Source organism: Bradyrhizobium sp. HKCCYLRH3097, from assembly GCF_051167875.1.
Lineage (GTDB): Bacteria > Pseudomonadota > Alphaproteobacteria > Rhizobiales > Xanthobacteraceae > Bradyrhizobium.
This window is the reverse complement of record NZ_JBNPTX010000016.1, coordinates 40,190-57,855: the sequence shown is the minus strand read 5'-3', so window position 1 is coordinate 57,855 and position 17,666 is coordinate 40,190. Positions and strand designations below refer to the sequence as shown.

The 17,666-nt window shown below is 65.3% G+C and carries 16 protein-coding genes; 4 read left to right on the top strand and 12 right to left on the bottom strand.

What is annotated here, in order from left to right; translation table 11 throughout:
- The first annotated feature begins 142 nt into the window (after positions 1–142).
- On the top strand, positions 143–2,323 hold the full coding sequence (gene katG / locus ACQR0U_RS29570; RefSeq protein WP_315714346.1) for a catalase/peroxidase HPI: 2,181 nt from the start codon (positions 143–145) through the stop codon (positions 2,321–2,323).
- 95 nt (positions 2,324–2,418) lie between these two features.
- On the opposite strand, the gene ACQR0U_RS29565 is transcribed toward katG, so the two are convergent.
- Complete coding sequence (locus tag ACQR0U_RS29565) at positions 2,419–3,234, bottom strand: lytic murein transglycosylase (protein ID WP_409977953.1); 816 nt, start codon at positions 3,232–3,234, stop codon at positions 2,419–2,421.
- 169 nt (positions 3,235–3,403) lie between these two features.
- Here ACQR0U_RS29565 and ACQR0U_RS29560 point away from each other — a divergent pair, with 169 nt between their 5' ends.
- Complete coding sequence (locus ACQR0U_RS29560) at positions 3,404–3,649, top strand: hypothetical protein (RefSeq protein ID WP_434842807.1); 246 nt, start codon at positions 3,404–3,406, stop codon at positions 3,647–3,649.
- 190 nt (positions 3,650–3,839) lie between these two features.
- Complete coding sequence (locus ACQR0U_RS29555; RefSeq protein WP_315714344.1) at positions 3,840–4,427, top strand: PepSY domain-containing protein; 588 nt, start codon at positions 3,840–3,842, stop codon at positions 4,425–4,427.
- A gap of 9 nt (positions 4,428–4,436) precedes the next feature.
- On the opposite strand, the gene ACQR0U_RS29550 is transcribed toward ACQR0U_RS29555, so the two are convergent.
- The 9 genes from ACQR0U_RS29550 to ACQR0U_RS29510 all read right to left on the bottom strand — a co-directional run bounded on the left by ACQR0U_RS29550 (position 4,437) and on the right by ACQR0U_RS29510 (position 14,217).
- Positions 4,437–5,129: a TetR/AcrR family transcriptional regulator gene (locus tag ACQR0U_RS29550; protein WP_315714343.1), complete on the bottom strand. Its 693-nt coding sequence runs from the start codon at positions 5,127–5,129 to the stop codon at positions 4,437–4,439.
- Positions 5,130–5,277: 148 nt separating this feature from the next.
- Positions 5,278–6,000 carry an HAD-IA family hydrolase gene (locus ACQR0U_RS29545; RefSeq protein WP_434842806.1) on the bottom strand — a complete coding sequence of 241 codons (723 nt, stop codon included), beginning with the start codon at positions 5,998–6,000 and terminating at the stop codon, positions 5,278–5,280.
- On the bottom strand, positions 5,997–6,941 hold the full coding sequence (cbbX, locus tag ACQR0U_RS29540; protein WP_316192035.1) for a CbbX protein: 945 nt from the start codon (positions 6,939–6,941) through the stop codon (positions 5,997–5,999). Before cbbX ends, ACQR0U_RS29545 begins: the two co-directional genes overlap by 4 nt.
- A 170-nt stretch (positions 6,942–7,111) precedes the next feature.
- Positions 7,112–7,528, bottom strand: coding sequence for a ribulose bisphosphate carboxylase small subunit (locus tag ACQR0U_RS29535; RefSeq protein WP_315714341.1), 417 nt, complete (start codon positions 7,526–7,528; stop codon positions 7,112–7,114).
- Positions 7,529–7,603: 75 nt separating this feature from the next.
- The gene (locus ACQR0U_RS29530; protein ID WP_315714340.1) at positions 7,604–9,064 is read right to left on the bottom strand and encodes a form I ribulose bisphosphate carboxylase large subunit; all 1,461 of its coding nucleotides are present in this window, start codon (positions 9,062–9,064) and stop codon (positions 7,604–7,606) included.
- Positions 9,065–9,099: 35 nt separating this feature from the next.
- A complete protein-coding gene (gene fba / locus ACQR0U_RS29525; RefSeq protein WP_434842805.1) occupies positions 9,100–10,182 on the bottom strand; it encodes a class II fructose-bisphosphate aldolase in 1,083 nt (360 codons plus the stop codon).
- 44 nt (positions 10,183–10,226) lie between these two features.
- Positions 10,227–12,254: a transketolase gene (gene tkt, locus ACQR0U_RS29520; protein WP_434842804.1), complete on the bottom strand. Its 2,028-nt coding sequence runs from the start codon at positions 12,252–12,254 to the stop codon at positions 10,227–10,229.
- On the bottom strand, positions 12,251–13,126 hold the full coding sequence (locus ACQR0U_RS29515; protein ID WP_315714337.1) for a phosphoribulokinase: 876 nt from the start codon (positions 13,124–13,126) through the stop codon (positions 12,251–12,253). Before ACQR0U_RS29515 ends, tkt begins: the two co-directional genes overlap by 4 nt.
- 35 nt (positions 13,127–13,161) lie before the next feature.
- A complete protein-coding gene (locus ACQR0U_RS29510; RefSeq protein WP_315714336.1) occupies positions 13,162–14,217 on the bottom strand; it encodes a class 1 fructose-bisphosphatase in 1,056 nt (351 codons plus the stop codon).
- A 146-nt stretch (positions 14,218–14,363) separates the two neighbouring features.
- On the opposite strand from ACQR0U_RS29510, the gene ACQR0U_RS29505 reads away from it, so the two are divergent.
- On the top strand, positions 14,364–15,284 hold the full coding sequence (locus ACQR0U_RS29505) for a LysR family transcriptional regulator (protein ID WP_315714335.1): 921 nt from the start codon (positions 14,364–14,366) through the stop codon (positions 15,282–15,284).
- Between the two features lie 48 nt (positions 15,285–15,332).
- On the opposite strand, the gene bchJ is transcribed toward ACQR0U_RS29505, so the two are convergent.
- Positions 15,333–15,998, bottom strand: a complete 666-nt coding sequence (gene bchJ / locus ACQR0U_RS29500; RefSeq protein WP_316191940.1) for a bacteriochlorophyll 4-vinyl reductase — start codon at positions 15,996–15,998, stop codon at positions 15,333–15,335.
- Position 15,999: 1 nt separating this feature from the next.
- Entirely contained in the window at positions 16,000–17,604 is a 1,605-nt protein-coding gene (gene bchE, locus ACQR0U_RS29495) for a magnesium-protoporphyrin IX monomethyl ester anaerobic oxidative cyclase (protein WP_316172511.1), read from the bottom strand.
- Between the last annotated feature and the right edge of the window lie 62 nt (positions 17,605–17,666).

Below are 17,666 nucleotides of genomic sequence, written 5' to 3'. Positions count from 1 at the left end.
GTTTGAATGGCGTCAGACCAGGTTCATCAGATAATCTTATCGTTGCGATCACCAATCTCAATTTCCCCTGATCGAAGCAGCCGCGTAGGGTCCCGGCTCCCACCCCAGGGGGGAACCATGACGATCACGTCAGGAGAGAAACATGGATGACGTCAGCAAGTGCCCGTTCTCGGGCGGCTTGAAGGGATTTTCGAACAAGGATTGGTGGCCGAACCAGCTCAATCTGTCGGTGCTGCATCAGCACTCGAACCTCTCCGATCCGCTCGGTGAGGCGTTCGATTATTCCAAGGAATTCAAGAGCCTCGATCTCGACGCGCTGGTCAAGGACCTGCACGCGCTGATGACCGATTCGCAGGACTGGTGGCCGGCCGATTTCGGCCATTACGGTCCGCTGTTCATCCGCATGGCCTGGCACGCCGCCGGCACCTATCGCATTGGCGACGGCCGTGGCGGCGCCGGCACCGGTCAGCAGCGCTTCGCGCCGCTGAACAGCTGGCCTGACAACGCCAACCTCGACAAGGCCCGCCGCCTGCTGTGGCCGATCAAGCAGAAGTACGGCCAGAAGATCTCCTGGGCCGACCTGTTCGTGCTGACCGGCAACGTCGCGCTGGAATCGATGGGGTTCAAGACCTTCGGCTTCGGCGGCGGCCGCGCCGATACCTGGGAGCCCGAGCAGGACATCTATTGGGGCCCCGAGGGCAAGTGGCTCGCCGACGAGCGCTACAGCGGCGACCGCGAGCTCGCAGGCTCGCTCGCTGCCGTGCAGATGGGCCTCATCTACGTCAACCCGGAAGGCCCGAACGGCAATCCCGATCCGCTGGCTGCCGCGCGCGACATCCGCGAGACCTTCGCCCGCATGGCGATGAACGACGAAGAGACGGTGGCGCTGATCGCCGGCGGTCACACCTTCGGCAAGACCCACGGCGCGGGTGATGCGTCGCTGGTCGGGGCCGAGCCGGAAGGCGCCGACATCGCGCAGCAGGGTCTCGGCTGGGCCAGCAAATACGGCTCGGGCAAGGGCGGCGATACCATCACCTCCGGCCTCGAAGTGATCTGGACGACGACGCCGACCAAGTGGAGCAACAACTTCTTCTGGAATCTGTTCGGCTACGAATGGGAGCTGACCAAGAGCCCGGCCGGCGCGCATCAGTGGAAGCCGAAGCACGGCGCCGGCGCCAACACGGTGCCGGACGCGCATGACAAGTCGAAGCGGCATGCGCCGTCGATGCTCACCACCGACCTCGCGCTGCGCTTCGATCCGGCCTACGAGAAGATCTCGCGCCGCTTCCTGGAGAACCCGGATCAGTTCGCCGACGCCTTCGCCCGCGCCTGGTTCAAGCTGACCCATCGCGACATGGGTCCGAAGGTGCGTTACCTTGGCCCGCTGGTGCCGAAGGAGGATCTGATCTGGCAGGATCCGGTGCCGGCCCTCGATCATCCCGTTGTCGACGACAAGGACGTCGCGGCGCTCAAGGCGAAGATCCTCGCCTCGGGTCTGTCGGTGTCGCAACTGGTGTCGACGGCCTGGGCCTCAGCCTCGACCTTCCGCGGCTCGGACAAGCGCGGCGGCGCCAATGGCGCGCGCATTCGCCTGGCTCCGCAGAAGGACTGGGCGGTCAACAACCCGGCCGAGCTCGCCAAGGTGCTCTCGACGCTCGAGGCCATCCAGAAGGAGTTCAACGCGCAGGCCTCCGGCGGCAAGAAGATCTCGCTCGCCGACCTGATCGTGCTGGCCGGCAATGCCGGCGTCGAGGCGGCCGCCAAGAAGGCCGGCGTCGAGGTGACCGTGCCGTTCGCGCCCGGCCGCACCGATGCCTCGCAGGAGCAGACCGACGTCGAGTCGTTCGCGGTGCTCGAACCGACCCATGACGGCTTCCGCAACTATCTCAGCGGCAAGCAGTGGCTGTCGGGCGAGGAGCTGCTGGTCGACAAGGCGCAACTGCTCACCTTGACCGCGCCGGAGATGACCGTGCTGGTCGGCGGCCTGCGCGTGCTCGGCGCCAACGCCAACGGCTCCAAGCATGGCGTGTTCACCGAGCAGACCGAGACGCTCTCCAACGACTTCTTCGCCAACCTGCTCGACATGGGCGTGGCCTGGCGTCCGGTCGATCAGGGCGAGCACACCTTCGAGGGCCGCGACCGCAAGTCCGGCGCGATCAAGTGGACGGCGACCCGCGCCGACCTGATCTTCGGCTCGCACTCGCAGTTGCGCGCGCTGGCCGAGGTCTATGCCAGCTCGGATGCCAAGCAGAAGTTCGTCAAGGACTTCGTCGCCGCCTGGACCAAGGTGATGAACCTCGACCGGTTCGATCTGAAGGCCTGAGGCGACAAGCCGACTGACCGACACCAAAGAGAAGCGGCGCTTCAGTGATGAAGCGCCGCTTTTTTCATTGGACATGTCTATCAGTCGCGGGCCCGTCAGCGCGCCGCGGCCGAGCCGCCGCCGTCGATCTGGCGGCCCATCAGCGCGATCGCCTTCTGATAGACGCCGGCGGCGTTCCAGGCCTCGATGGCGGCGAAGTTCGGCTCGCCCGGCTGATAGCCGGCGCCTGCCTTCCAGCCGTTGGCGCGCAGGAAGTTCGCGGTCGAGGCCAGCGCGTTGGCGGCGACGTCGAGATTGCCGACGCCGTAAGCGAGGATGTTCTTCGGCATGAATTGCGTCTGCCCGACCTCGCCATGCATCGAGCCGCGGGTGTTGCCCGAGAGCACGCCGCGGTCGATCAGCTTGAGCGCGGCATAGAGCTGGTCGGTGAAGAACTCCGGACGGCGGCAGTCATAGGCGAGCGTCGCGATCGACGACAGCATGTGCTGATTGCCGCGCTGGCTGCCGAACGCGCTCTCCATGCCCCAGATCGCGATCAGCGGTCCGGGCGGCACGCCGTAACGCTGCTCGATCGAGGCGAACATCGCCGCCTGCGACTGCTTGAGCTGGCGGCCGCGCGCGACGATCGCAGCAGCCCCGCGCTTGGCGAGGAACTGATCGAGCGACAGCGAGAAGCTGCGCTGGCCGCGATCGGCGGCGATCGTCGCGGAGGCGTAGTTGGTCTGCATCAGCGCGGCGATCGCGGCGCCGCCGACGCCCTTCGCCCGCGCCTCCTCGCTGAATTCGCGCTTCCACGCCTCGAACCCCGCCGGCGACGAACCGCACTGCGCCGCTTGCGCAACGCCGCCGCAGGCTGCGAGCAGCGTCGCGACGGTGAACGTGAAGGTGATCATGGCCCGGCGCTTAATCATTCAGACTCCTCTGGTCGCGTCCGCCGATGCGGCCTGCATCGTGACCCCTATCGGGACATCGGACGCCGCTGCGCGGCAATATCGGCCGCTCCCGGTTGAAACGGCGACAACCTATCGGAAATGGAAGAAAATCATAGCCGGTAGCCGGAGATGAACGCGCCGAGCACCCGTGATTGCGCAGCCGCCCATCGACATGCGTGGCCGTGCGGGTTCCAAGGATGCAGCTCCCGCAATCGTGATCAGCGCCATCTACATCATCATGAACGGCCGGACGTCCACCGGTTTCAGGCCGGTCGAAAACAGCGCCAAGGCGATCGCGATCCGCTCGCTGGCCATGAAGAGCAAACGCGAGATCCAGAGCTATCTCCCGCCACCTATCAGTTCGCCAGGCACAATGGCTTGGCCTTCAACATGACGGCGATCGCCCCTCCATCCCCGAGGGCCACGGCGTCGGCTTCGACACCGACTACATGACGCCGCCGGTACCGTAACCTTGACATATACGCTGCCCTTAATTATAAAACGATACAGTTTCGTTTTACCACAACCGTTTTCCGAGGGAATGCTCTACAAGCACCGACCGAGATCGGAGACAGCAGGCCGTCATGAAACGAATCATTCTGTTGACCTTGATCCTGCTGTCATGGGCGCCCCTGGCGCACGCGGTCGCCGGGACCGGCTCCGGCATGCAGACCGAGAGGGATCCGTCAGCCTCCACCGATCCGGCACTGAGCCAGGAGACGATCGATCGCGAGCTCGACAAGTTCCGGCGGACGGAGGTGTCACTGCACCAGGCGCTGCGGATCGCCGAAAGGATTCATCCGGGCTCCAAGACCGCGGACATCAGCTTCGAGGGTGGGCTCGACGCGCCCGTCTACAAGGTCCGAACCCTGCAGAGCGGACGGATCTGGGAATCCGACATCGACGGCACCACGGCGAAGGTGCGCAACAGCGTGCTGTTCTCCACCGTGGATGGACTGAGCGAAAGCGATCGTAACAGCCTGGCTGCCCTCACCACGGTCCGGCTCAAGATGTCGGATGCGATTCGGATCGCCGAGCGCTCGGCGGCCGGCCGGGCGATCAGTGGCGGCCTGATGAACAAGGACGGCAAGCTCGCCTTCGTCGTGGTCGTCGTCAGCGGCAACGATCTCAAGCAGGTGACGCTCGAACCGTCATCGCTCCGGCGACGCTGATCGCGCTGCTCAGACCTTCGGCTGCAGCGCCAGGAACGTCTTGACCCGGTCACGGACGAAGCCGGGCAGCTCCCTGCGGATCGTCCTCTCGCTCTCGCCCATGAGCGAGCGCATGATCACCGGCATGACGATCAGATCGATGAAGATCTCGGCAGAAACGGCCGACGCCTTCGACGGCGTCCGGCGAGCGGTCGTGGCCGAGGCGCCGATCGTCTCGCCGAGCAGCACCGCCACAGCATGGGTGGCCCGCTTGCGCGAGACGTCATGAAACTGACAACTGAGATCGGGAAACCGGTAAGCCTCCCCGATCGTGACCCGTAACAATCCCAGCGAGTCCTTCAGCGCGCGATCGACGATGGCGATGGCCAGTCCAACCAGCTTTTCCTGTGCGGTGCCGGCCACCGGCGTGTAGGACCCGAGATTCATCACGTCGTTGATGGAGCGCGCGACGACGGCGGCGAACAAGGCGGCCTTGCCGGTGTATCGGGCATAAATCGTCGGCTTGCTGGCGGGGGCGCGCTCGGCGATCTCGTCGATGCTGGCGCCGTCAAAGCCGCGCTCGAGAAACACCGCGCGCGCGGCGTCCAGAATACGTTCCTCGATGTTTCCAGCCAGCGCCTTCGGCGGCCGTCCCACCCGGCCGCGAAACGCTTCCGTGCGTGCAACGTCCGTACGTTTCAATTTGGCCTGCGTGCGGGCCATACTCAACGACCTCGACTCGACATGAAGAGATGTCGTCAAGGGATTACACGTTCTTGTCGAGACGGCAATAGAACGACCACGCCACGCGGCTATGCGCATGGTGGCGTACATAATCGGCAACGCATCAGCACAAACACCTCAAAATACCTCAGGCAACAAACTCCCCGAGATCGTCGAACACGGCGAGCGCACCGTCGAACGCGTCGTCACGAAAGTAGAGGCTGCGCGTGATCAGCACGGGAACGCCGGCGCGGGTCGCAGCCATCAACCCGTTACCGGAGTCCTCGATCGCGATGCAACTGGCCGCGGGTAGATCGAGCTGCGACAAGACCTCCAGGTAGACATCGGGCGCAGGCTTCTTGCGCACGACATCGTCGGCCGCCACGACGGCGGCAAATCCTGCCTCCCAGTTCGCGCCCAGCACGGGCGCCAACAGGGCACCGATATTGGCGCGCGTGGTCGTCGTCGCGATCGCGAGCCGCTGCCCGCGGGCCGAGGCAGCCTCCAGCAATGCTTGCACGCCCGGGCGCAACGGGCAGCCCTTGTCGGCCATCAGCGCGGCAAACCGCTCCGTCTTGATGCGATGAAGCCGGGCAACGACGGCGTCGCTGAGCGGAGGACCCGTGCGCCGCATCTGGTCGAACGCACGAACGCGCTCCTTGCCACCGGTGACACGCAGCAGCTCCTTGTAGATGCGGCGGCCCCAGTGCCAGTCGATGCCCACCGCGACGAACGCCTCGTTGAAGGCCTCGCGATGGATTTCCTCGGTCTCGGCCATCGTGCCGTCGACGTCGAAGATCAGTGCGCCGGCGTCGGCGATGCGGCGCCGGAGGTCGTCGAGCGGCGCGTTCCTCACCAGAGCCAGACTCATGATTGCACCTCCACCCTGCCGTCTCCCGCGTCGGCCCCCTTGGCGAACACGCGGCTTGCCAGCACGTCGCTGGCTTCGATCGACATCACGTCATCGGACGTCAGCACGCGGTCGAGCCGCGACACCAGCCGGTTGGCCTGGCGCAGGCGGATCCGATCCAGCGCGTTGCGGATCGAGCGCGCGTTGGAGAACATGGGCTGAGTGCGCCGGACGGCGATGTATCTTTCGAAAGCGGCGCGGGCCTCCGGCGTGAAGCGATAATTCTGCCCTTCCAGCATCATCTCGGAGATCGTCAGCAGCTCGGCCTCCGAATAGTCGGGGAAGTCGATGTGGTGGGCGATGCGCGAGCGGAAGCCGGGATTGCTCTGGAAGAACTTCTCCATCCGGTCGGCATAGCCGGCAAGAATGACCACGAGATCCTCGCGCTGCGACTCCATGATCTGCAGCAGGATCTCGATCGACTCCTGGCCGTAGTCGCGCTCGTTCTCGGGACGGTAGAGATAATACGCCTCGTCGATGAACAGGACGCCCCCCATCGCCTTCTTCAGCACCTCCTTGGTCTTCGGCGCGGTGTGGCCGATATACTGGCCGACGAGGTCGTCGCGGGTGACGCTGATGACGTGGCCGCGGCGCACGAAGCCGAGCCGGTGCAGGATGCCGGCCATGCGCAGCGCGACAGTGGTCTTGCCGGTGCCGGGATTGCCGGTGAACGACATGTGCAGGGTCGGAAACGTCGTCGCCAGCCCCATCTTGCGGCGGATCCGCTCCATCATCAGCAGCGACGCGATCTCGCGGATTCGCGTCTTGACCGGGGTGAGCCCGACCAGCTCGCGGTCGAGCTGCTCCAGCACCGGCGCAATATCGACGCTCTCGAACTCGCGGCGCAGGTCGACGGTGTCGACCGGCGTCGCCTCGGTGGTGTCCGTCTGCGTGGCCTGCATCATCGACTGGTGCTCCGTTCTGGACGTTCGCATCAGATCGCCGTGCGTTCGATTGCGAACCTGGCAACAACGAAGCAACGGCAAATACAAGGTGATATGGCCGCTCCGGGCGGAGATCCCTGCCACGCCGCAGACCCGCAGACGCAGCAGCGACCTCCGCCCGCCAGGGATCAGTAACGCTGGCCTTCCGGGCGCTCGGCCGCGTAGGACCGCGTCGAATAACGCTGATTGCGCCCGACGGTTTCCTGCCGGTCGAGCCGGAAGCCCGGCTCGTTCTGCGGCCGGTTGACGATGAAGGACAACCGGGTCGATTCCCAGCCATGGCTGGAATCGAAGGCCGAGATGCGGATGTAGCGGTCGCCGTAGATCTTCCGGCACTCGGTCAGCTCGCGCATGATGCCGGCAGCGTCACGCAGGTCGAACATCGGCAGGCCCCACATCTCCCAATAGGTGTTGCGGGGATGCGGATCGTCGGTGAACTCGATGTTCACGGCCCAATTCTTCTCGAGGCAATACTGGATCTGAGCGGAGATCTGCTCGTCGGTCAGATCGGGCAGGAAAGAAAAGCAACCCTGGGTCACGCGCATGTTGATGTCTCCTGATATCGCTGAAACGGGCGAGCCGGTGTCCGGCTCGCATCGCGGCGTCGCATCGAACGATTGTTAGGCGGCAGGCGTCACGGTCGGGACGAAGTCCGGCGAATCGGTCGATTCGTAGTTGAAGGTGACGTCCTTCCAGATCTCCAGCGCCTCGCGCAGCGGCGTGCAGGTCTGTGCCGCCTTGGCCAGGATCTCCGGACCTTCATGCACGTAGTCGCGGCCCTCATTGCGGGCGAGGATCATCGCTTCCAGCGCGACGCGGTTGGCGGTCGCACCGGCGGCGATGCCGCGCGGATGGCCGATCGTGCCGCCGCCGAACTGCAGCACGACGTCCTCGCCGAGCAGGTCGAGCAACTGGTGCATCTGGCCGGCATGGATGCCGCCGGAGGCCACCGGCATCAGCTTGTTCAGGCTGGCCCAGTTCTGGTCGAAGAACACGCCATGCTCCAGCCGCATCGGATTGAAGTCCTCGCGGCAGATGTCGTAATAGCCGCGCGTGGTGTTCGGATCGCCTTCGAGCTTGCCGACCACGGTGCCGGCATGGATGTGGTCGACGCCGGCGAGCCTCATCCATTTGGCGATGACGCGGAACGACACGCCGTGCGCGCGCTGCCGCGTGTAGGTCGAGTGACCGGCACGATGCAGATGCAGGATCATGTCGTTCCGGCGCGCCCATTTCGCCATCGACTGGATCGCGGTGTAGCCGATCACGAGGTCGATCATGACGATCGTCGAGCCGAGCTCCTTGGCGAACTCGGCGCGCTCATACATGTCCTCCATCGTCGCCGCGGTGACGTTGAGGTAGGTGCCCTTGATCTCGCCGGTTGCCGCCTGCGCCTTGTTGACCGCCTCCATGCAGTACAGGAAGCGCTCGCGCCAATGCATGAACGGCTGCGAGTTGATGTTCTCGTCGTCCTTGGTGAAGTCGAGCCCGCCCTTCAGCGCCTCGTAGACGACGCGTCCGTAGTTGCGGCCGGACAGGCCGAGCTTCGGCTTGACGGTGGCGCCGAGCAAGGGACGGCCGAACTTGTCGAGCCGCTCGCGCTCGACGACGATGCCGGTCGCCGGGCCCTGGAAGGTCTTCACATAGGCCACCGGCAGCCGCATGTCCTCGAGCCGCAGCGCCTTCAGCGGCTTGAAGCCGAACACATTGCCGATGATCGAGGCGGTCAGATTGGAGATCGAGCCGGGCTCGAACAGGTCGAGGTCATAGGCGATATAGGCGAAATAGCTGCCTGGCGAGCCCGGCACCGGCTCGACCCGGTAGCACTTGGCGCGGTACTTCTCGGCTGCGGTCAGACGGTCGGTCCACACCACGGTCCAGGTCGCGGTCGAGGATTCGCCGGCGACCGCGGCGCAGGCCTCGGTCGGATCGACACCGTCCTGCGGCGTGACGCGGAACAGCGCGATGACGTCGGTGTCCTTGGGCTGATAGGACGGCTCCCAATAGCCCATCTTCTTGTATTCCATCACGCCGGACTTGTAGCGATCCTTGCCGCGCACCGTGATCGATTGGTCGTTCATGTGTTCCTCCTGGATTTTCGTTGTGGCTGTGGACGTCACGCAGCTTCGGTCATTCCCCCAATTCGTGGATCGAGCGCGCCGGAGCGATAGCGCTTGGCCATCTCCGACAGCGGCAGCACCTTGATCCTGGATGCATTGCCGGCGGCGCCGAACTGCTCGAACCGCTCGCGGCAGAGCTCGCGCATCGAATCCATCGCGGGCTTCAGGAATTTGCGCGGATCGAACTCGCTCTTCGACGACGCGCCGACTTTTCGGAAGATGGCGGTCATTGCCAGCCGGCAGTCGGTGTCGATGTTGACCTTGCGCACGCCGTGACGGATGCCGCGCACGATCTCCTCGACCGGGACGCCCCAGGTCTGCGGCATCTCGCCGCCGAACTGGTTGAACATGTCCTGCAGGCTCTGCGGCACCGAGGACGAGCCGTGCATGACGAGATGCGTATTCGGCAGCCGGCGATGGATCTCCTCGATCACGTTCATGGCGAGAATCTCGCCGTCCGGCTTGCGCGAGAATTTGTAGGCGCCGTGCGAGGTGCCCATCGCGATCGCCAGCGCATCGACCTTGGTCGCGCGGACGAAGTCGACCGCCTGCTCCGGATCGGTCAGCAGCTGCTCGCGGCTGACCTTGCCTTCGAGGCCATGGCCATCCTCCTGCTCGCCGCCACCATGCTCGAGCGAGCCGAGCACGCCGAGCTCGCCTTCGACCGAGGCGCCGACCCAGTGCGCCATGTCGGTGACGCGGCGGGTGATGTCGACGTTGTAGTCGTAGTCGGCCGCGGTCTTGGCATCGGCCCTGAGCGAGCCGTCCATCATCACGGACGTAAAGCCGTACTTGATCGCGGTCGCGCAGGTCGCCTCGTCATTGCCGTGGTCCTGGTGCAGGCAGAGCGGGATCTGCGGATACATCTCCTCCAGCGCGTCGATCATCTTGGACAGCATGATGTCGCCGGCATAGGAGCGCGCGCCGCGCGAGGCCTGGATGATCACGGGGGCATCGACGGCCGCGGCCGCCTCCATGATCGCCAGCCCCTGCTCCATGTTGTTGATGTTGAACGCCGGCACGCCGTAGCCGCGCTCGGCCGCATGGTCCAGCAATTGTCTGAGCGTGATCCGCGCCATGTTGGTCTCCGTCCCTGGTTCGATGTTCTGCTTGGTGGCGCGGCTCAGGAAGCCCGCGCCCGGATGATGTTGCGCATCGCCGCATCGGCCACCGCCGCAGGCGTGATGCCGAATTCGCGGTACAGCACCTCGGCCGGCGCCGAGGCGCCGAAGCCGTGCATGCCGACGAACTCGCCGGCATCGCCGAGCCAGCGCGCCCAGTCGCCCTCGATCGCGGCCTCCACGCCGATGCGCGGCACGTGGCCGAGCACCGCGGCGCGATACTCTGCCGACTGCTTGCGAAACAACTCGAAGCACGGCGCCGACACCACCGCCGCCTGGACGCCCTCGGCCGCCAGCAGCTTGGCCGCCTCCAGCGCGATCGCCACCTCCGAGCCGGTCGCAATCAAAGTTACGTCACGACCGGCCTCGGGCTCGATGACCACGTAAGCGCCGAGCGCGACCTTGTTGTGATCCGATGCCTCGGTGCGGAAGGCCGGCAGGGCTTGCCGAGACAGGCACAGCACCGACGGCGAGGTCTCCGCGCGCAGCGCGCAGTCCCAGGCTTCCGCCGTCTCGACGGCGTCGGCCGGGCGGAAGACCAGGAGGTTCGGAATGGCGCGCAAGCTCGCGACATGCTCGACCGGCTGATGCGTCGGGCCGTCCTCACCGAGGCCGATGGAATCGTGGGTCATCACGTGGATGACGCGGATGCCCATCAGCGCGGCCAGGCGAATCGCCGGCCGGCTGTAGTCGGCGAACGCGAGGAAGGTGCCGCCATAGGGAATGAAGCCGCCATGCAGCGCGATGCCGTTCATGGCAGCAGCCATCGCGTGCTCGCGCACACCATAGTGGACGTAGTTGCCATCCATTGCGGCCGGTGTGACGGATTTGTGCGTCTTTGCCTTGGTCAGGTTGGAATGCGTCAGGTCCGCCGAGCCGCCGAGCAGATTTGGCAGCACTGTCGCAATGACATCGATGACGTTCTGCGAGGCCTGGCGGGTGGCGATCTTCGGCCGCTCGGCCGTGAGCTGCGCGATGAACTGCGCCATGCGCTCGGTATAGGCGGCCGGCAGCTTCTTGTTCAGCGCGTCATGGCACGGCGATCGGTCCGCGGTGCACAGCTTGCGCGCACGCTCCTTCCAGGCCTGGCGCACGCTGCGGCCGCGCGCGCCGATCTCGCGCCAGCTCACCAACACATCGGCTGGCACCTCGAACGGACGGTGCGGCCAGTGCAGGGCCGCGCGGGTCTTCTCGACCTCCTCCGGCCCGAGCGGCGCGCCATGGGCCTTCTCCGAGCCCTGCCGTCCGGGTGAGCCGAAGCCGATCGTCGTCCGGCACGCAATCAAGCTCGGGCGGGTGCTCTGCCGCGCCGCCGCGATAGCAGCCTCGATGGCTTCGGGATCATGGCCGTCGATGCGGGACGTCGCCCAGCCCGACGCCGCGAAGCGTCCGAGCTGATCGTCCGAGCAGGCGAGATCGGTCGAGCCGTCGATCGAGATGCCGTTGTCGTCGAACAGCACGATCAACCGATTCAGCTTGAGATGGCCCGCGAGCGAGATCGCCTCGTGGCTGATGCCCTCCATCAGGCAGCCGTCGCCGGCGATCACGTAGGTGTAGTGATCGACCAGATCGTCGCCATAGCGCGCGTTCATCAGGCGCTCGGCGAGCGCCATGCCGACCGCCGTCGCGATGCCCTGCCCGAGCGGACCGGTGGTGGTCTCGACACCAGGCGTGTGGCCATACTCAGGATGCCCCGGCGTCTTGGCGCCCCATTGCCGGAACCGCTTCAGCTCATCGATCGTGACGGCCTCGTAGCCAGTCAGATGCAGCAGCGCATAGAGCAGCATCGAGCCGTGTCCGGCCGACAGCACGAAACGGTCGCGATCGGGCCAGGCCGGATCGGCGGGATCGAATTTCATGAAGCGTGAGAAAAGGACGGTTGCCACGTCGGCCATGCCCATCGGCATGCCCGGATGACCCGATTTCGCCTTTTCGACGGCGTCGATGGCCAGGAAGCGGATGGCATTCGCCATCTCGGCATGGCTGGGATCGGCTTTCGGAGCCAGCGTTTGCACGGCGGTGGCGGTCATAGCGTGCGCCTCTTTCGGTCCATCAGTTGCATGATCATGGGGGTGAGAATGAGCTGCATCGCGAGATCGAGCTTGGCGCCGTGGATCACGATCGAATTGGCGCGCGACATGAAGCTCTGCGGAATCATCGAGAGCAGATAGGGGAAGTCGATGCCGCGCGGGTTCTTCAGCCGGATCACGACCATCGATTCATCGGGCGTCGGGATCCAGCGGGCGACGAACGGGTTCGAGGTGTCGACCGTCGGCACGCGCTGGAAGTTGATGTCGGTCTCGGAGAACTGCGGGATGATGTAGTTCACGTAGTCCGGCATGCGGCGCAGGATCGTGTCGGTGACCGCTTCGGTGGTGTAGCCGCGCGACGCGCGGTCGCGGTGCAGCTTCTGGATCCACTCCAGGTTCATCACTGGAACAACGCCGATCTTCAGATCGGCGTGCTGCGCGATGTTGACCTTGTCCGTGACAACGGCGCCGTGCAGGCCTTCGTAGAACAGCAGATCGGAGTCCTCCGGCAGCCGGCTCCACTCGGTGAAGTTGCCGGGCCTTGTGTCGTAAAGCCGCGCCTCCTCCTCATCGTGGACGTAGTGGCGCGTCATGCCGGTGCCAGTCTCGGAATAATCGCGAAAGGTCTTCTCGAGCTCCTCGAACAGATTGGTGTCGGGGCTGAAATGGCTGAAGTGCTTATTGCCGATCTCGGCCTCCTCGACCATCTTGCGGCGCATCTCCTCGCGATTGTAGCGATGGAAGGCGTCGCCCTCGATATAGGCCGCCTTGACGTTCTCGCGGCGGAAGATGTTCTCGAAGGTCTTCTTGACGGACGTGGTGCCGGCGCCCGACGAGCCGGTGATCGAGATGATGGGATGACGACGTGACATGAACTTTCTCCGGAAGGCGCGTTCGACAGGCGGGCTCAGCGGAACAGGCCGCGCCGCGCGAACAGGGGCGCATCGCTGGTTTCGAACAGCGGCTCGATGCCCTCATGCAGCTGGTCGACGTCGCGGACAAGGCGGACGTCGCCCATGATCAGCGGCGCACGCTGATGCGGCGAGCGCGCCGACAGTTCGAGGATGCGCGAACGGCCGCTCGAGGCCGAGCCGCCAGCCCATTCCATGATCAGCGCCATCGGATGCGCTTCGTAGACCAGCCGCAGCCGGCCCTCGCGATAGCCGGGGCGGGAGTCGGCCGGATAGAGGAACACGCCGCCGCGCATCAGGATACGATAGGCCTCGGCGACCAGAGAGGCGATCCAGCGCATGTTGAAGTCGCGGCCGCGCGGGCCGGCCGCGCCCGACAGGCATTCGTCGACATAGTTGCGCACGGTCCCGCTCCAGTGCCGGCGGTTCGACGCGTTGATGGCGAACTCCGGCGTATCCTGCGGGATGCGGATGCCGGACTTGGCGAGCATGAACTCGTGCAAGGTCGGATGCAGGACGTAGAGATCGACGCGATGGTCGATGGCGAGCACCAGGCAGGTCTGCGGTCCATAGACAAAGAAGCCGGCGGCAAGCTGTGCCGTGCCGGGCTCGAAAAAGCTGGAGAGCACGTCGCGGCCCCGCGGGCGGATCGAGAAGATGGTGCCGACGGAGATGTTGTTCTGCAGGTTCGACGAGCCGTCGAGCGGGTCGATCGCCACGCAAAGTGGGGCAGCAGCATTGACCGTTTCCGGCCGGTCGACCTCCTCGGACAGGATGCCGGCGACCGGAGCCCGGCGCAGCGCATCCCGCATCAGATTGTCGGCGACGATGTCGAGCGCCTTCTGGACGTCGCCGTCGGCGTTCACGGTGGCGGCGCCTTCGTCGACGCCAGACAGCGGTGCGACCGCGATCTGCCGCGCGAGTTCGCGCGCCGCCCCGGCCAGAGCCTCGATGACCGCGGCGCAATCGGCGTCGGCACCCTGCGCCGCCAGATGTGCCTGCAATGTCTGATGTTGATCCATTTGGTGATTCATGGGCCACTCCCTCGCCATCAGCTCCTCTGCCGGGAACTTGATGAAGCCGCACGAATGCGTCGTGCCGCGCTGCTATCAACACTCGATTTGCCTAATTAGGGAAATTTCATTATCTTTGGATAGACCAAAGTTTTCCTTATACTGGCGATCTCATCGAGGGTTCCATGAGCCGGCACTTCTCTCGCGATCTCACCATCCGCCAGCTTCGGGCGCTGGCTGCCGTGCAAAACTCGGGTTCGGTGACGTCTGCGGCCGGCCGTTTGAACCTCACTCAGCCTGCCGTGACCCTGCAGATTCGCAATCTTCAGGAGCTCGCCGGACTGCCACTGATCCAGCGTACCACCGACGGGATGATCCTGACCGAGGCTGGCCGCAGCGTCCTGGCACTCGCCGAGCGCGTCGAAGCCGCGCTGCAGGACTGCGAGCAGGCGCTCGACATTCTGGCGGGACGCAGCGGCGGCCGCGTGGCGATCGGCGCGGTCAGCACCGCGAAATATTTCGTGCCGTTTGCGATCGCGGAATTTTCGCGGCGCTTCCCCAAGATCGACGTCACCTTGCGGATCGGCAACCGCGACAGCCTGCGCGAGGCGCTGCGCGGCTATGATCTCGACATCGCCATCATGGGCCGGCCACCGGCCGACGTTCCCGTGGATATGCGGCCGTTTGGCAAGCACCCGCACATCATCATCGCCCCAGCCAACCACCGGCTGGCGCGCCGCAAGCGGATCGCGGCCGAGGATCTCGCCGGCGAGGTGTTCATCACCCGGGAGCCGGGATCGGGCACCCGGCTGCTGATGGAGACATTCTTCGAGAAGCATGGTCTGAAGCCGAAGACCAGCATGGAGATGGACAGCAACGAGACCATCAAGCAGGCCGTGATCGCCGGCCTCGGCATCGCCTTCATCTCGCAGCACACCGTCGCCCATGAGCTCAGCGAGGGACGGCTGGTGACGTTGAAGGTCGCGGGATTGCCGATCATCCGCCAGTGGCACGCGGTGCGGCGCGCCGACAAGCTGCTGCTGCCGCCGGCGCAGGCGATGCTGGACTTCTTCGGCAAGGAAGGAGCGCGGTTTCTGCCGAGCTGAGCGCGACAACCGATGCCATTGCGGTGTCACGTCTCGCATGGCGCCGTCTCACCAGCCGATCTCGAACCGGCAGGCCTCGTCACCCCAGGCTTCGCAGGCGATCTCGCGCGCATGGGCGTCGGGATGCACGAGCGTTGCGAACAGCGTCTCGAACGTCCCAGCGTAGAAGTCGCAGACGGCACGATCGCCATGATGACCACGGCACAGCGGACAACGGCTGATCGCGTAGATGGTGGGCCGACCTGGGCGTGCGGTGAAGGTGCCGGTCCCAACAAACGTCCAGGCATGCGCGGATATCGCCCGCGTCAGCACGCCGCTCGCAAGCCGGGCCGGCAGCAGCCGGAGCACGCGCTGCGCCGCGGAGGGGATGCGATGCGCGAGCAGATAGGCCGCCGTCAGCCGCCCTGCCCTGGTGCTGACGGCGCGCGCAGCATCGTCGTCGAGCTCGGTCCGAAGCGCACGATGGAGCCGCGTGACCTCGGCTTCGTCGACCATCGCCGCCGGAGGCGTCGCGAGATAGGTGTCGAGCCGCGCGGCCGCGAAGACGCGGCGCGCCGCCTCCTCGCCGTGCAGCTGACGCAAGGCCTCCGCGGTCTGGATGATCGCGTTGGGACCGATGCGGCCGGCGATGTGGCCTTCAGCAACGCCGTCCTGATGGTCAGGCGCGGCGTCAGCACGCGGCAGCGGAACGTGCCGGGCGCACGTGCCGTGCATCTCAATGCACCCGCGTCTCGGTCTCGTCGCTCATCTGCCCGGCGCCGCCGCCACAGGCCATCACCTGCGCCTGCTGCGGTCCGCTCAGCTTGCGATTATGGCTCGTCTTCCATTCGATCTTGCCGGGATCGGCGCGCCTGCGCGACGTATCGAAGCCGAAATCGACCTTGCCCTTGGACTGCGGCCCCCAGTAATTAACGCGGCCGAGATCGTAGAATTTCCGCTCGAAGCCCGACTTCAGGAACGCCTTGAGGCAGCCGAGCAGATAGCGGCGGCGCTCGCCGGAGCCGGCCCAGGGATAGGAGAACAGCGCCTTTAGGATGTAGAAGCGGCGATAGTTGTTCATGACGCCGTCGAGCAGCTCGCCGCGGTCCATCGCGTCCGGCTTCATGATCGGGGTGACGAAATTGTACTTCTCGTAGTCGAAGATCTCGACCTTGTCGCCGAGGTCGCGGAACAGATCGGAGAACGGCCAGGGCGTGTACATCGCCCAGTTGGCGAGATCCGGCTTCCAGTCGCGCGCCATCTGGTAGGTCTCTTCCAGGGTCTCGCGGGTCTCGTTCTCGAGGCCAACGATGAACTGGGCCTCGACGACGATGCCGGCGTCGCGCAAGAGCTGGATCGCCTTCTTGTTCTGCGCGACCGTGGTCTCCTTGTTGAAGCGGTCGAGCTTCATCTGCGCCGCGGCTTCCGTCCCCAGCGAGACGTGGATCAGGCCGGCCTTGCGGTACAGCGGCAGCAGCGCCTCGTCGCGCAGGATGTCGGTGACGCGGGTGTTGATGCCCCAGAGGATCTTGAGGTCGCGGCGGATCAGCTCCTCGCAGAAGGCTATGAACTTCTTCTTGTTGATGGTCGGCTCCTCGTCGGCGAGGATGAAGAAGCCGACATCGTGCTCGCGCATCAATGTCTCGATCTCATCAACCACCTTCTTCGGGTCGCGGATGCGATAGTCGCGCCAGAATTTCCATTGCGAGCAGAAGCTGCAGGTGAACGGGCAGCCGCGCGCCATGTTGGGGATGGCGACCCGCTTGTTCATCGGGATGTAGATGTACTTGCTCCATTCGAGCACGCTCCAATCCGGCGTGATCGCATCGAGGTTCTTCACCGTCGGCGCCGCCACCGTCGCCACGACCTCGCTGCCGTCGCGATAGGCGATGCCCTTGATGCTGCGGCGGTCCGTCGCCCAGCGGCCGTCCTCGCGGGCGCGCATCAGGTCGACGATGATCTCCTCGCCCTCGCCGCGCACGATGGCGTCGATCCACGGCGCCTCGGTCAGCACCTGCTGATACATGAAGGTGGCGTGGATGCCGCCGAGCACGGTCAGTGCGTCCGGGTGCTCCTCCCGAGCGATCTCCAGAAGACGCTCGGCCTTGTAGATGGAGGGCGTGATCGCGGTGCACCCGATCACGTCAGGCTTTTCGCTGCGCAGGATGGCGCGGACCTGATCCTCGGAGAGATCGTTGGTCATCGCGTCGATGAAGCGGAGGTCGGTGAAGCCGGCCGCCTTCAGCGCGCCAGAGATATAGGCCGCCCAGGCGGGCGGCCAGTTGCCGGCGATCTCGGCGCCGCCGGAGTGATAATTCGGATGCAGCAACAAGATCCGCACGGCGTTCTCCCCGACTATCAATTTGTCTATCAATCTTAACGTCAAGATCGATTGACAATTTG